This is a genomic window from Nonomuraea montanisoli (assembly GCF_013363975.1).
Lineage (GTDB): Bacteria > Actinomycetota > Actinomycetes > Streptosporangiales > Streptosporangiaceae > Nonomuraea > Nonomuraea montanisoli.
Genome location: NZ_JABWGN010000014.1, coordinates 21486 through 36276 on the forward strand (window position 1 = coordinate 21486; position 14791 = coordinate 36276).

Annotated in this window: 14 protein-coding genes; 6 read left to right on the forward strand and 8 right to left on the reverse strand. The window is 72.9% G+C overall.

Annotated elements, in window-relative coordinates:
• Nucleotides 1-7 precede the first annotated feature (7 nt).
• Nucleotides 8-1969, forward strand: coding sequence for an acyclic terpene utilization AtuA family protein (locus HTZ77_RS32500; RefSeq protein ID WP_175593736.1), 1962 nt, complete (start codon nt 8-10; stop codon nt 1967-1969).
• Between the two features lie 23 nt (nt 1970-1992).
• Here HTZ77_RS32500 and HTZ77_RS32505 read toward each other — a convergent pair whose 3' ends face one another.
• Nucleotides 1993-2850, reverse strand: coding sequence for an NAD(P)-dependent oxidoreductase (locus HTZ77_RS32505; protein WP_175593563.1), 858 nt, complete (start codon nt 2848-2850; stop codon nt 1993-1995).
• Nucleotides 2851-2986: 136 nt separating this feature from the next.
• Between HTZ77_RS32505 and HTZ77_RS32510 the strand changes: the two genes are divergently transcribed.
• The 5 genes from HTZ77_RS32510 to HTZ77_RS32530 all read left to right on the forward strand — a co-directional run bounded on the left by HTZ77_RS32510 (nt 2987) and on the right by HTZ77_RS32530 (nt 6614).
• Nucleotides 2987-3826: a helix-turn-helix transcriptional regulator gene (locus HTZ77_RS32510; RefSeq protein WP_175593564.1), complete on the forward strand. Its 840-nt coding sequence runs from the start codon at nt 2987-2989 to the stop codon at nt 3824-3826.
• Between the two features lie 175 nt (nt 3827-4001).
• Nucleotides 4002-4808, forward strand: a complete 807-nt coding sequence (locus HTZ77_RS32515; protein ID WP_175593565.1) for a GNAT family N-acetyltransferase — start codon at nt 4002-4004, stop codon at nt 4806-4808.
• 255 nt (nt 4809-5063) lie between these two features.
• Nucleotides 5064-5285: a hypothetical protein gene (locus HTZ77_RS32520; protein WP_175593566.1), complete on the forward strand. Its 222-nt coding sequence runs from the start codon at nt 5064-5066 to the stop codon at nt 5283-5285.
• Nucleotides 5286-5424: 139 nt separating this feature from the next.
• Nucleotides 5425-6276 (forward strand): helix-turn-helix domain-containing protein, encoded by an 852-nt coding sequence (locus HTZ77_RS32525; protein ID WP_175593567.1) that lies wholly within the window; start codon nt 5425-5427, stop codon nt 6274-6276.
• A gap of 71 nt (nt 6277-6347) precedes the next feature.
• Nucleotides 6348-6614, forward strand: coding sequence for a hypothetical protein (locus HTZ77_RS32530; protein ID WP_175593568.1), 267 nt, complete (start codon nt 6348-6350; stop codon nt 6612-6614).
• Nucleotides 6615-6649: 35 nt separating this feature from the next.
• Here the strand turns inward: HTZ77_RS32530 and HTZ77_RS32535 are convergent, their stop codons facing one another.
• The 7 genes from HTZ77_RS32535 to HTZ77_RS32565 all read right to left on the reverse strand — a co-directional run bounded on the left by HTZ77_RS32535 (nt 6650) and on the right by HTZ77_RS32565 (nt 14627).
• Entirely contained in the window at nt 6650-7072 is a 423-nt protein-coding gene (locus HTZ77_RS32535) for a MerR family transcriptional regulator (protein ID WP_328808903.1), read from the reverse strand.
• The gene (locus HTZ77_RS32540; RefSeq protein ID WP_175593569.1) at nt 7069-7686 is read right to left on the reverse strand and encodes a TetR/AcrR family transcriptional regulator; all 618 of its coding nucleotides are present in this window, start codon (nt 7684-7686) and stop codon (nt 7069-7071) included. The genes HTZ77_RS32535 and HTZ77_RS32540 overlap by 4 nt, the downstream gene beginning before the upstream one ends.
• 16 nt (nt 7687-7702) lie before the next feature.
• Entirely contained in the window at nt 7703-9799 is a 2097-nt protein-coding gene (locus HTZ77_RS32545; protein ID WP_175593570.1) for an ArnT family glycosyltransferase, read from the reverse strand.
• Entirely contained in the window at nt 9796-10965 is a 1170-nt protein-coding gene (locus tag HTZ77_RS32550; protein ID WP_235995538.1) for a bifunctional glycosyltransferase family 2/GtrA family protein, read from the reverse strand. Before HTZ77_RS32550 ends, HTZ77_RS32545 begins: the two co-directional genes overlap by 4 nt.
• A gap of 40 nt (nt 10966-11005) precedes the next feature.
• Nucleotides 11006-12343 carry a HAMP domain-containing sensor histidine kinase gene (locus tag HTZ77_RS32555; protein ID WP_175593572.1) on the reverse strand — a complete coding sequence of 446 codons (1338 nt, stop codon included), beginning with the start codon at nt 12341-12343 and terminating at the stop codon, nt 11006-11008.
• On the reverse strand, nt 12340-13035 hold the full coding sequence (locus HTZ77_RS32560; protein WP_175593573.1) for a response regulator transcription factor: 696 nt from the start codon (nt 13033-13035) through the stop codon (nt 12340-12342). Before HTZ77_RS32560 ends, HTZ77_RS32555 begins: the two co-directional genes overlap by 4 nt.
• 65 nt (nt 13036-13100) lie before the next feature.
• Entirely contained in the window at nt 13101-14627 is a 1527-nt protein-coding gene (locus HTZ77_RS32565) for a phytoene desaturase family protein (RefSeq protein WP_175593574.1), read from the reverse strand.
• Nucleotides 14628-14791 lie beyond the last annotated feature (164 nt).

The window sequence follows — 14791 nt, forward strand, 5'->3', positions numbered from 1 at the left end:
CGTGACGGTGCTCCGCGTCGCCAACTGCAGCGGCTTCTACGGCGACCGGCTGTCGGCCGCCCGCGAGATGGTCGAGGGCGGTCCCGTCGACGTGCTCACCGGCGACTGGCTGGCGGAGCTGACCATGCTCATCCTGGCCGGCAACCGCCTCAAGGGCCGTCCCGGCTACGCGCCGACGTTCCTCAGGCAGCTCGAGGACGTGCTCGGCCCCTGTCTCGACCGCGGCATCAAGATCGTCACGAACGCGGGCGGTCTCGACCCGGCGGGATGCGCCGAGGCCGTCCACGAGCTGGCCGCCCGGCTCGGCCTGTCCCCCGCCGTCGCGCACGTCACCGGCGACGACCTCATGGGACGGCCGCTCGACCTGGTCAACGCCGACACCGGCGAACGGCTCGACGCCGAGCCGCTGACCGCCAACGCCTACCTCGGCGGACGGCCCATCGCCCAGGCGCTCGCCGCGGGCGCGGACGTCGTGGTGACCGGCCGGGTCACCGACGCCGCCCTGGTGACGGGCCCGGGCATGTGGCGGTACGGCTGGGGTCCGGACGACCGGGACGCCCTGGCCGGATCGGTGGTCGCGGGCCACGTCATCGAGTGCGGCTGCCAGGCCACGGGCGGCAACTACGCGTTCTTCCAGGACGTGCCGGACCTCGCGCACTGCGGCTTCCCGATCGCCGAGCTGCACGCCGACGGCTCGTCGGTCATCACCAAGCACCCCGGCACGGGCGGGCTCGTCTCGGTGGGGACGGTCACGGCGCAGCTCGTGTACGAGATCGCGGGGCCGCGCTATCCCGGCCCCGACGTGGTGGCGCGCTTCGACACCGTCACGTTGTCGGACGACGGGCCGGACCGGGTGCGGATCTCGGGGGTGCGCGGCGAGCCGCCGCCGGACACGCTCAAGGTCGCGGTGACCGTGCCGGGCGGCTACCGCAACACGATGACGCTCGTGCTGACGGGCCTCGACATGGAGGACAAGGCACGGGTCGCGGAGGAGGCGATCTGGGCGCGGGTGCCGCGGGAGTCGTTCGACCAGGTGGACGTCACGCTCAGCGACCGGGGACTGCTGCGGATCACCGTCATGGACCGGGACCGGCGCAAGGCGGGCCGCGTCTTCTCCTCCGCGGTGGTCGAGACGGGTCTGGCCGGCTACCCGGGCTTCCACGCGCTGACACCACCGGGCGACGCCTCGCCGTACGGGATCTACTGGCCGGTCCTGGTCCCGGCGGCCGAGGTCCCGTGGACCGTCCACCTCGACGGCCGCCCACTGGGAGCCCTACCGTTCCCCACGCCGCAAGCCCCACAGATCCCCGCACCGACCGACACGGCGCAGCCACTGAAGGGCGCCCCACCGGCCCCCACACCGCATGACGTGGAGGGCCCCTCACCGGCCCCCACATCGCAAGCCCCGGAGGGACCCGCGCCGATCTCCACACCTCAAGCGGAGAGACCTGCACCAGCCGCGGCCTTCCTGGCGCCGGGTCGGCGGGGGGAGGTACGGCGGGGCGCGGCGCCCGGCAGCGGCGGCCCGCCCGCCGCCGATCGACCCCCCGCCGCCGATCAAGCCAACGCTGTCGATCAAGCCAACGCCGTCGATCGATCCGCCGCCTCGCGCGTACGGCGCGTCCCCCTGGGCCGCATCATGGGGGCCCGTTCGGGCGACAAGGGCGGCAACGCCAACCTGGGCGTCTGGGTCGGCACCCCGGAACGCCACGCCTGGCTGTCCGCCACCCTCACCGTCGACCGGCTGAAGGAGCTGCTGCCCGAGCTGACGCCGTACCGGATCGACCGCCACGACCTCCCCAACCTGCGCGCCCTGAACTTCGTCGTCCACGGCCTGCTGGGCCGCGGCGTGGCCGCCAGCCCCCGCACGGACCCCCAGGCCAAGGCCCTCGGCGAGGAGCTGCGCGCCTGTCCGGTGGACGTCCCCGAGGACCTCCTGCCGGGCCCCTCGGAGCGGCGGCCCGCCTGACCGGCCGGGCACATGGGCGACGTTCAGGACGCGAATCGGTTGACGACGCTCCAGTCCTCCCCGCCCCGCCCCTCGTCCACGACCCGGGTGAAGGCCGCGAGCACGGCGTCGAGGAACGGATACCCCTTGGGCCCCGCCAGGCGGGACGCGTAGTCGAGGTCCTTGCGTGCCCACTCGGCGGAGAAGTTGATCGGAGCGGGCGGCGTGACGAGGTTGTCGTGCGCCAGCCTGGTGACGACGCCGCCCGGCCGATCCACCAGCGCGGCCCCCACCTGCCCGAGGTCCAGACCCGCCTCCTCGGCCAGCCTCATCGCCTCGCCGAACGCCGCCATGTGAACGGCCTGCAGCGTGTTGAGCACCAGCTTGAAGCGCGTGCCCGCGCCGACGGGACCGAAGTGCCTGACCTCCCGGGCGACGGCGGTCAGCACCGGGTCGAGGTCGGCCAGCCGAGCCGGATCGCCGCCGGCCAGCATCGTGAGGTTGCCGGTCCGGGCGCCTTCCGCCCCGCCCGTCACCGGCATGTCGAAGAAGGTGAGGTCCCGCTCCGCGCAGGCGGCCGCGAGCTCGGCGATCCAGTCGACCGACAGGGTGGCCGACGAGATCAGGGTCGTGCCGGGACGGGCGCCGGCCAGGATGCCCTCGGGGCCCAGCCAGACCGCGCGTGAGGACCCGTCGTCGGCGGTCACCTCGAAGACCACGTCGGCATCGCGGGCCGCCTCGGCCGGGGTGCCGGCCACCCGCGCGGCGTCCGAGATCGAGGACAGCGTCTCCGGGCGCAGCGGGCTGCGGTTCCACAGGACCACGTCGTGCCCGTTGCGGGCCAGGTTGGCGGCCATGCCCCGGCCCATGATGCCCATCCCGACGATTGCCACGACTGCCATCGTTCTCTCCTTGCTCAGTGCCTGATCAACCTGCGATGTCATCGTGCCTGCCTCGGGGAGCGGTGAGGCAGGCCCGCTCAAGGGGTGCCCTCGCAGGGCCCCCCTGGGGCCGTCGGCGGGGCGACATACTGGGGGAATGGCAGCGAAGACCGATCTTGGAGAGTTTCTGCGGGCGCGGCGATCCAGGATCGCGCCCCAGGAGGCGGGGCTGCCCGCCACCACCGGACGCCGCCGCACGCCCGGACTGCGCCGCGAAGAGGTGGCGATGCTCGCCGGGGTGAGCATCGAGTACTACACCCGTCTGGAGCAGGGCAAGCAGGGCAATCCCAGTCCAGCGGTGCTGGAGGCGATCGCCGGGGTGCTGCGGCTGGGCGAGGAGGAGCGCAAGCACCTGTTCGAGCTGGCCAACGCCCCGGTGGCCAGGTCCGCCGCCGCCCGGCCGCCCCGGCAGGTCAGGGCCGAGGTGCGCCGGCTGCTGGACATCGTCGCCCCTCACCCCGCCCAGGTGCTGAGCCGGGCCAACGACCTCCTGGCCGCCAACGAGGCGGGGATGAGGCTGCTGCCGGGGATCGAGGAGTGGCCGGCGGCGTCGCGCAACACGGCGCGCTACACCTTCCTGCACCCGCAGGGCAGAAGCGTGTACGGCAACTGGGACGAGGTGGCCGCGGCCACGGTGGCTCATCTGCGTGCCGCCGCGGGGACGTACCCTGACGCGCCGGACGTGCTCGCCCTGGTCGGAGAGCTGGCCGTCAAGAGCCGGGAGTTCGCCGCCCTGTGGGACCGGTACGACGTGGGCAAGCGGGCCAACGGCCGCAAGTGCTTCCGGCATCCCGTGGTGGGGTCCATGACCCTGACGTACGAGGTGCTGACCGTCGCGCGCAGCGACGGGCATCGGCTGGTCGTCTACCAGGCCGAACCGGGCACTCCCGACCACGACGCGATGCTGCTGCTCGGGATGGCGCAGGTGAGCGGCTGAGGCCCCCGAGAGGCTCCCTCGGAGTGGAGCGCGCCGTCGCGGCTGGTGAGGCCGCCCTGCCGGGTAGTCCCACCCACACCAACCGCCACGACACGCTCCTTTCTCTTATACTCCACCAATCCACCAGAAAACGGTTTGTGAGCCCACTTTCGGATACGGAAGGATGCCGGGCGTGATGAGGATCCGCCGTCTCGGCTCCGCCGACCTGGACGCCTGCACCCGCCTGGCCACCTCGCGCCAGTGGGGGCCCGAACGCCACAAGTGGGCCCTGCTGCTCGACGTCGGCCAGGGCTACGGCATCGACGCGCCCGACGGCGACGGGCTGGCGGCGACAAACATCCTGACCCGCTACGGCCACGACCACGCCGTCATCAGCATGGTCCTCACGGCCGAGCGCCACGCCCGCCAAGGGCTCGCCCGCGCGCTCATGGAGCACGCGCTGGAGGAGGCCGGCGACCGCACCGTCTCGCTGCACGCCACGGAGCAGGGCCGCCCGCTGTACGAGCGGCTCGGGTTCCGCACCGTGGGCCGGGTCGCCAAGCACACCGGCGTGTTCGCGGGCGAGCCGTCCGGCGCCACCCGCCCGGCGACGGGTGACGACCTCGGCGCGATCCTGGCGCTCGACGCGGAGATCTTCGGCACCGACCGGTCGGAGGTGCTGCGTCGCATGTTCGGGTTCGGGCTCTCCGTCCGGGTGGCGGAGAAGGGTTTCGGTCACTGCTGGCGCAACGATACGGACGTTGTCATCGGCCCCGTGGTGGCCCAGGATCTCGCCACCGCCCAGGCGCTGATCGGTGACCTGGCCCTCGACGCCGGCGGCGAGGTGCGCATGGACCTCGACCTGGCCCAGGAGGAGCTGGTCGCCTGGGCCGTGGCGCACGGGATGGGCCGGCCGTGGGAGGTGTCGCTCATGGTCAGGCACGGGAGCCTGCCCGGTGACCGCACCCGGCAGTTCCTCCCGTTCATGCAAGCGCTGGGCTGATCCGCGCGTTCCGCGCCTGAGCGGGCCATCGACCTGAATTCCGCGCTGCACCGCCAGGATGACCATCGACGATCTCTCGGAGCCGGAACTGCCGATCACCAGCCGGGCTGACTCGTCGCTGTCGGCGTTTCTGACCGAAGAATCACCCCTCTCCCCCAATATGGCGTTTTTTCCAAAAACGATCAGCCATGCCCCGGCAGCGCCATACAATTGCGCGCAATTGCAGATCTTTGTCCCTGGGGGAAGGACCAAACCATGCGCATGCGGTTCCTCGGCTCCACGTCGGAGGCGGGCGCCTGCCCCACCCTGTACGAGACCGACCGCGGCACCATCGTGGTGCAGGGCCTCCGGCTCACCGATCCCGAAGCTCTCGCCGACCTGCGCGACGTCCTCGACGGGGAGGACGCGGTGGAGGTTCCCCGGGAGCTGATCACCGAGATCGCCCGCCGCGTCCTGCCGGAGCCGCCGAAGCCCTAGCCCGGCGCCGGACTCCGGGCGGGCGAGACGGTCGCGGGGCCGGTCCGGCATCCGGTTCGCCACATTCCGCTGTTGCTTGGTCACGATTGCGCCACTGCCTCTGGCATGATCCACCCCGTCCCGTCTAGCCTCTTGCCGCGTGACGTCCTTTCAGCAGGCGCGGATCGACCTCGGCGGCCAGTTGCGGCAGCTCCGCGAGGCCGCCCACCTGTCGGGCAAGGACCTGGCCGAGCGGCTGCGCTGGCAGCCGTCCAAGGTCTCGCGCCTGGAGAACGCCAGGCAGACGGCCACCGAGGACGACGTCGTGGTGTGGGCGCAGGCCGTGGGAGCCGGCCCCGAGACCGCGGACGACCTGATCCGGCAGGCGATCGCGCTGCTGGAGCGGCACGACGACTGGAAGCAGCGGCACCGCAGCGGCCTGGCCGCGATCCAGGAGGACATCCGCGACCTGGAGGCCCGCACCCGGCTGTTCCGGGTGTTCGAGCCGAACATCGTGGTCGGCCTGCTCCAGACCGCCGAGTACTCCCGGCACGTCTTCAGCAAGGTCAAGCGCCTCTACAGCGCGCCCGAGCAGATCGACGCCGCGGTCCGGGTCCGGATGCAGCGCCAGGAGATCCTGTACGACCGGGCGCGCACGTTCCGGTTCGTGCTGCCCGAATCGGCGCTGCACACCCGGCTCGCCCCGCTCGACGTCATGCGGGGCCAGCTCGACCGGCTGCTCGCCGTCAGCACCCTGCCGAATGTCGAGTTCGGGGTCATCCCCTACACCGCGGAGATGCCGTCCGCGCCGATCAACGGGTTCTGGATCTACAACGACGCCATGGTCGGCGTCGCGACCCTGACCAAGGACCTCGTGCTACGGGACCCGGACGACATCGCCTTCTACGTCCGGGCTTTCGAGGACTTCGCGAAGGTGGCCGTTTTCGACGAGGAGGGGAGGGACGTCATCATCCGCGTTCTTGACGGATACCGGAAACAATCCTCGCATTGATCCTCGCAATTGCTTGCCCGCCTCCACAAGATCGTGCAATTCTGTCGCGGGAGACGTTGCGGAGGTGACGCATGATGCTTGATACCGCGCTCAGCCTCGAGCGGTTCGCTTGGCACGCCGGTCGTCACGCCGACCTGACGGTCCAGAGCCTCTCGCTGGCGAGTGACCCGGCGTACGTTTCGGTGCGCAACCGCTTCTCCACCACGCTCGCCGAGACCGTGACGTGCGCCGAGGACGGCAGCTTCGTCACCTCGTGGGGCTACCGGCTCGGCACGGCCGACGACGTCGAGTCGGCCGCCGCCCGCCTCGCGTTCCTCCTGGCCGCACTGCCCGCCTGAGAGCGCGGAGAGAGCCCGGAGCGGCCGGCCGTTCGTCAGGCGAGGCCCCCGCAGGCGTCCGGTTCCGCGGCGATGCCGCTCTCGACGACCCGCCGGTATTCCGGGCACCGGGTGAAGTCCTCGGCGTCGCACTCCAGGACGTGCTCGATCAGCCGCTTGGAGGCGGAGATCTCCGCCAGGCGGCGTTCCAGCTCGGCGTGCTGGCGCCGCAGGACCTCGCGCCGCTCGCCCGGGCCGGACGCCCGGAGGATCCGCCCGATGCGCTCCAGGCTCATCCCGCCCGCCTTGGCCCGCACGATCGTGGCCACCCGGACCACGTGGTCGTCGGTGTAGACGCGGCGGCCGTTGACGCGGGCCGCCGGGGTGAGCAGCCCCATCGCCTCCCAGTGCCGCAGGACGTGGGTGGCCAGCCCGAACCGCTCGGCCAGCTCGCCGATGCGCATGGGAGAGGCCGTCACGAGAAGGACGTCACCGGGATGCCGGCCTCGCCGGCGGCGGCGGTGCGGGCGTGGGCCAGCAGCCGCCCCCGGTCGAGCACGTCGGGATGCAGGGTGTAGCGGATGATCAGGCCGTCGAGCATGGCGTCGATCCGCTCGGCCGCGCCCGCGGGGTCCTCGCAGGCGAACTCCCCCGACTCCGTGCCGTCGGACAGCACCCGGGCCAGCGCGTCGAGCCAGGCCGTCTCCAGCTCCAGCATGATCTCGTTGACGGCCGGCTCCCTGAGCGCGGTGTTCCACGCGTCGATCCAGAGCAGCCAGCTCTGGTCGGAGGGCGACTCCGGGATGTAGTAGCGCAGCACCCGGTCGAGGCGCTCCGCCGCCGAGCCCGGGCCCGCGACCAGCTCGTCGAGCTTGGCGCTCTCGATGTCGAGCGTGGCCCGGAGCATGGCGGTGATCAGCTCGTCCTTGGTCGCGAAGTGGTAGTGGATGAGGCCGCCGCTCACGTTGATCGACTTGGCGATGTCGGCGATCCGCGTGTGGGCCAGACCTCGCTCCAGGACCACCTTGCGCGTGGCCTCGAGCAGCTCGGCCCTGCGCTGGTCAGCCTGATCGGCCCGGGACGTACTCCGCACCGGGCCAGCCTATCCGTCAGGAGGCCGCGGCGGAGCAGTCGTGGAGGCCGTCCTGGCCGTCCACCGCGGCGCAGTTCTCCCGCACCCACGTGGACACCTCGCTGTTCCCCCGGCCGGGGCCGCCGCGGTCGCCGCCGCTGAGCACGTACCGCAGCCGGCCGGAGGAGACGAGCCCCTTGAGGCGGTCGACGGTCATGGCCGGGTCGCTGCCGGTGAAGCCGCCCATGGCGATCACCGGCCTGCCGGTGGACAGGATGATCGAGGACGCCTGCTGGGCGCTGTCGACGGCGACGAGCCACTCGGCCCGGCCCTGGTGGGCCAGCAGGTACGTGACCATGGAGTCGCTGACGCCGCCCCCCGGGCCGCCCGTCATCCGACCGCTCCGGCCGTCCTGAGCCTCCTGGCCGTCCTGGCCGTCCGGGCCGTCCTGCGGGGGCTGGATGCCCTCGGGGAACCGGCCGCCGCGGAAGGCGCCGTCCTGGCCGGGCGGCATGCCGCCGGGGCGCGTCCCGCCCATGGGGCCGAAGCCCATGCCGCCCGTCGAAGGGCCGGCGGTCGGGTTGGTGCCGTTCACCTGCGAGCCGAGCGGCGAGACCGCGTACGCGGCGGGCCCGGCCAGCCCGGCGAGCAGCGTGGCGACCAAGGCGCCCACGGCGACCCCGGCGGCCAGCCGGCCGCGGCCGGCCAGGACCAGCCCGGCCAGTGCCAGCCCGGCGACGGCGAGGGCGGTGGCGGCGAGCACGGCCCACGCCAGCCACGGCACGAAGTCGGGGGTGCGGCGCAGCACGGCGAACGACCAGCCGCCCGTGACCGCGACCGCCAGGGGCAGCACCCACGCCCAGGTCCGCGACCGGCGGAAGGCCCGCCACATGAGCACGCCGCCCATGCCGGTGATCGCGGCCACGGCCGGGGCCATGGCGGTGGTGTAGTACGGGTGGAAGGTGCCGCTGGAGAAGCTGAACACCACGTAGTGGACGGCCAGCCAGCCGCCCCAGACCAGCCACGCCGCACCGCTCGCGCCGTCCTGGGCGCCGGCCGCCCCCTCTGCGCCGGCGCGTCGGACGGTCCAGCGGGTCAGCGCCGCGAACGCCAGGGCGAGGGCGCAGAACGGCAGCAGCCAGGAGATCTGCCCGGCCATGATGTCGTTGAACAGCCTTCCGGCACCCGACTCGCCGCCGAACGACGCGCCGCCTCCCCCACCGAACCCGCCGAATCCGCCGAACCCCCCGGAGCCGCCGGACCCGCCGGACGCGCCGCCGGGGCCGCCCTGGCCGAAGATCCGGCCCAGGCCGTTGTAGCCGATGACGAGGTCCCAGACGGAGTTGTCGGTCGATCCGCCGACGTACGGCCGCGACGCGGCCGGCCACAGGTCCACGATCACCATCCACCAGGCGCTGGAGACCGCCATCACGGCCCCGGCCGCGAGCAGGTGCCCGATCCGCCGCGCCACGGTCCCCCGGGCGCACACCAGGTACGCCAGCGCGAAGGCCGGCACCACCAGGTACGCCTGGAGCATCTTGGTGGTGAAGGCGAGCCCCACGAACAGCGCGCACAACAGCAGCGGCCGCAGCCGCCCGGTGCGCAGCGACTCCAGGCAGAACCACGCCGCCAGTACGAGCAGCAGCACGAGGATGGTGTCGGGGTTGTTGTCCCGGTTGATGGCCACGGTGATGGGCGTGAGGGTCATGACGACGGCCGCGAGCAGCGCGGCCACGTGCCCCTGCCGGGCGTCGCCGTAGGCGCGCAGCACGCCGCTGTGCACCAGGGCGACGGCGGCCACGCCCGCGACGGCCTGCGGCAGCAGCATGCTCCACGTCCCGAACCCGAACACCCGGGCCGACAGTCCCATCACCCAGAGCGCGAACGGCGGCTTGTCCACGGTGATGTACGAGCCCGCGTCGATGGCGCCGAAGAAGAACGCCTTCCAGCTCCTGGTGCCGGACAGGATGGCGGCGGCGTAGTACTCGTTGGCGTAGCCGCTGAGCGCCCACGCGTACAGGACGAAGGCGGCGGCGAGCACGGCCCACAGGGCGGGCCGCGACCAGCGCGGGGCGGGGGCGGCGGCGCGGCGGGACGCGCGGCGGCGGACGGCCAGGCTCACGGCGGTCGTCATCGGGCGTTCCTCCGGGGGTTGAAGACCCACACGCGCAGCAGCAGGAACCGCACGAGCGTGGCCAGCGCGTTGGCCACGACCACGGCGACCAGCTCGACGCCGTGCGAGACGCCGTGGGGCAGCAGCGCGAGGCCGCCGGTGGTCAGGGCGAGCCCGACGAGGAACGCGATGAGCCCCTCGAACTGCTGGCGCAGCGCCCCGGACGACCCGGTGACGCCGAAGGTGAAGCGGCGGTTGGCGGCGGTGTTGGCCACGGCGGTCACGAGCAGGGCGACGGCGTTCGCGGTGAACGCCGGGACGGCCTGGCGCAGGCCGGAGAACAGCAGCAGGTAGGCGAGCGTGCTGAACACGCCCACGACGGCGAAGCGGGGAAGCTGGCGGGCCATGCCGCGCGGCAGCTCGGCCTGGCGCACGCGGAGGGGGACGGGGATGCGGGCGGCGCCGGACAGCGTCCTGCGGGCGACCCGGGCCATGCCGCGCAGGTCGTCGAGGGCGGTCCGCAGGACGTCGACGCGGCTGTCGGGATCGTCCACCCAGTCGACGGGCACCTCGTGGATGCGCAGCCCGTGCCGCTCGGCGAGCAGCAGCAGCTCGGTGTCGAAGAACCACTGCTCGTCCTCGACGGCGGGCAGCAGCGCCTGCGCGACCTCGGTGCGCACGGCCTTGAACCCGCACTGGGCGTCGGAGAAGCGCGCCCCCATCACCGAGCGCAGCAGCAGGTTGTACGCGCGGGAGACGAACTCGCGCTTGGGGCCGCGCACCACGGTCGCGCCGCGGGAGAGCCGGGTGCCGATCGCGAGGTCGCTGTGGCCCGACAGCAGCGGCGCCACCAGGGGCAGGAACGCGTCGAGGTCGGTGGACAGGTCGACGTCCATGTAGCTGACGACGTCGGCCTCGCTGGCCGACCACACCTGCCGCAGCGCCCGGCCGCGGCCCTTGGCGTCGAGGTGGACGGCCCGCACGTGCGACAGCTCCACGGCCAGCAGCCGCGCCTCGTGCCAGGTGCCGTCGGTGCTGGCGTTGTCGGCGATCGTGATGCGGAAGCCGTAGGGGAAGGTGCGGGTCAGGTAGCCGTGCAGCCGGACGATGCTCTCGCGCAGCGCCCGCTGCTCGTTGTAGACCGGGACGACCACCTCGACGAGGCGCGTCTTGACTGATGTCTGCATGCTACTAGTGCAGAACATCCTTCTTTGAAGAGACTTGTGCCTATCTGAGCGCCGAGTGAGATTTCCCAGGAATCTCGACAGTGGCGATGACTCCTCCTCCCGGAGCGTTGTCAAGACGCACCCGTCCGCCCGCCTCGGCGACGGCCTGGGCCACGATCGCGAGCCCCAGCCCGGAGCCGGGCATGGCCCGGGCCGACGGCGAGCGCCAGAACCGGTCGAAGACGTGCGGCAGCTCCTCCTCGGCGATGCCGGGCCCGTGGTCGCGCACGGTCAGCGTGCCGGCGCGCAGCATCACGTCCACCTGGCCGGGGCCGAACTTGGCGGCGTTGTCGATGAGGTTCAGCACGGCACGTTCCAAGGACGCGGCGCCGCCGACGACGTACCACTCGCCGAGGTCGGTGGTGACCTCGGCGCCGCGCAGCCGCGCCCGCTCGACGGCGGCCCGCACGACCTCGTGCAGGCCCAGCTCGGTGTGCGGCTCGTGGTCGGTGTCGCCGCGGGCGAGCTGGAGCAGGTCGCCGACCAGCGTGGACAGCTCGGCGAACTGCGCCTTGACGCTGACGAGCAGCCGTTTCTTGGCGCCGGGCTCGATGCTGCGGCCGGTCTCCTCGCTGCGCAGCAGCAGGTCGATGTTGGTGCGCAGGGTGGTCAGCGGCGTGCGCAGCTCGTGGCCGGCGTCGGCGACGAGCTGGCGCTGCCGCTCCCGCGACCCGGCCAGGGCCGTGGTCATGGCGTTGAACGACGTGCCCAGCCGGGCGATCTCGTCGGTGCCCTGGACGGGGATGCGGGTGCTGAGGTCCTGGGTCTGCCCGATGTGCTCGACGGCCTTGGTGAGGCGGCCCACGGGGGCCAGGGCGGTCCTGGAGATCGCCAGGCCGGTCCAGGCGGCGGCCAGCGCGCCGAGCGCCGTGAGACCGGCCAGGCCGAGCGCCATCCGCCGCAGGGAGCTGTTCAGGTGGGCCAGCGGCCGGGACTCCAGGACGGCGACGCCGGGCGCGAAGTTCGTGGTGACCACGCGCACGCTGCGCCCGTCGACGGTCTGGCCGTTGCGGTAGACCGGCTCGCCCGGGTGAGCGAGCAGGGCCAGGTCCTCCTCGGTGGCCTTGATGGGTGAGCCCACGGAGCAGGTGGTCTTGTCGGAGAGCAGGAGCGTCACGGTCTCGGCGAAGTGTCCTTCGGTGCCCTCGGAGCGGCAGTGCTCCTGCAGCCATCGCTGGTCCTCGGGCTTCTCGGGCTCCATGATCGCCTGGTCCAGCGTGCCGAGCATCTGCTGCTTGGCCACCACCCACGACAACGCGGAGGCCAGGGCGATGGCCAGCGCCACCGCGACCGTGACCAGCAGCGTCAGCCGCGAGCGCAGGCTGCTGAACCGTCTCATGTCGCCGCCCGCAGGACATACCCCACCCCGCGCACGGTGTGGATCACGCGCGGCTCGCCGCCCGCCTCGGTCTTGCGCCGCAGGTACATGATGTACACGTCGAGGGAGTTGGAGGTCGGCTCGAAGTCGAAGCCCCACACCTCGCCGAGGATCTGCTCGCGGGTCAGCACCTGGCGCGGGTGGGCGAGGAACAGCTCCATGAGCAGGTACTCGGTCCGGGTCAGGTCGAGCGGCCGGTCGCCGCGGGTGACCTCCCGGGTCGTCGGATCCATGCGCAGGTCGCCGTACGCGAGCGTGTTCTCGGGCGTGCCGGCGTGCAGGGCGCCGCGCCGCAGCAGCGCGCGGACGCGGGCCAGCAGCTCGTCCAGCTCGAACGGCTTGACCAGGTAGTCGTCGGCGCCCGCGTCGAGCCCGGACACCCGGTCGCCCACGGCGTCGCGGGCGGTCAGCATGAGCACGGGCACGTGGTTGCCGGCCGCGCGCAGCCGGCGGCACGCGGTCAGCCCGTCGAGACGCGGCATCATCACGTCGAGCAGCACGGCGTCGTACGGCTCGCGGACCAGCGCGTCCAGCCCGGCCTGGCCGTCGTTGGCGGTGCCCACCCGGTAGCCCTCGAACTCCAGGCTCGACTGCAGCGCCTCGCGCAACGCGGGCTCGTCGTCCACCACCAGCAACCGTGCGGGCTCACTCATGCTCACAAACTAAGGGCACATCATGAGAACCCCATGAACGGCCCGGCCGACTTGCATGAGAACGATCAGGCGGTGAGCACGGCCATCGCGGCGTTGTGGCCGGGGATGCCGCTCACGCCGCCGCCCCTGCGGGCGCCCGCGCCGCACAACAGGATCCGCTCGTGCTCGGTCTCCACGCCCCAGCCCCTTCCTTCCTCGGTGTAGGGCCAGCTCAGGTCGCGGTGGAAGATGTGGCCGCCGGGGAGTCCCGCCTCGTTCTCCAGGTCCACCGGCGTCCTCACCTCGACGCAGGGCGTGCCGTCCGGGGCGCGCAGCAGGCAGTCCTCGATCGGCTCGGCCAGCACCCGGTCGAGCGAGGCGAACGTGGCCCGCAGCGCCGCCTCCCGCGCCCCCTCGGGGTCGGCGCGGAAGAGCCGCGCCGGCATGTGCAGGCCGAACAGCGTCATCGTCTCGGCCCGTCCCCGCAGCTCCGGCCCGAGGATGGAGGGGTCGGTGAGCGAGTGGCAGTACACCTCGGCGGGCGGCACGTGCGGGATCTCGCCGCGCGCGGCCTGCGCGTGGGCCGCCGCGAGCTGGTCGCGGCCCTCGTTGATGTGGAACGTCCCGCTGAAGGCGGCCCGGGGGTCGACGGAGGCGTCGCGGAGCCGGGGCAGCCGCGACAGCACCATGTTGACCTTGAGCTGCGCGCCCTCGGGCACGTCGGCCGGGCGGCCGAGCACCCGGTCGAGGACGGCGGGTGGCAGGTTGACCAGCACGTGGCCGCCGGTCACGGTGTGCTCGCCGTCGCCGTCGCCGTCGCCGTCGCCGGTGCGGAAGGTGACCTCCCCGGACGGCGCGATGCCGACGATCTCGGCACCGGTCCTGATCTCGGCGCCGGCCCGCCTGGCCGCCGCCTCGATCGCGCCCGAGACCGCGCCCATGCCGCCGACCGGGACGTTCCACTCGCCGGTGCCGTCGCCGATGACGTGGTAGAGGAAGCAGCGGTTGGCCGCCAGGTCCGCCGCGGGGTCGGCGAAGGTGCCGATCAGGGCGTCGGTCAGCACGACGCCGCGTACGGTGTCGTCGCCGAACCGCTCGTCCACCGCCTGGCCGACGGGCCGGGCGAACAGGTCGCGCCACGCCTCCGGCCCGACCAGCCGCTCGACGTCGGCGCGCGTGGGCAGGGGCCGGAGGAGGGTGGGCGCGAGGGCGCGCGCCGTCCGGGCGACCATGGCGTAGAAGTCGCGCCACGCCTTGTGGTCGGCCTCGCCGCCGGTGACGCGCCGGAACGACTCCGCGGTACGGGCCTCGTCCTCGTTGTCGACGAGCAGCCCGGTGCCGTCCTTGGGGGTGTAGGAGGCGTAGCGGCGGCGGCGCAGCTCCAGGCCGAGGCCCAGGTCCTGGACGATCCGCGTGGGGAGGAGGCTGACGAGGTAGGAGTAGCGCGACAGCCGTACGTCCACGCCGGGGAAGGCGCGGGCGGAGATGGCGAGCCCTCCGGCGCGGTCGAGCCGTTCGAGGACGAGCACCCGGCGCCCGGCGCGGGCGAGGTAGGCCGCGGCCACCAGGCCGTTGTGCCCACCGCCCGCCACTACAACGTCATATTTCGCCATACCGGCACCCTACGACCACCGACCCGGCGACGTCCTTCCCCGCGGTGGCCCGTGGGGCGTCGTCGCAGGGCCGTAAGCTGGGGCTGGGCGGACTCCAAGGGGACGCACACCCCAATTCGCCGCAAACCCCTCAATTGCACTAAAGTCCACGTTTCGCCCTGCCC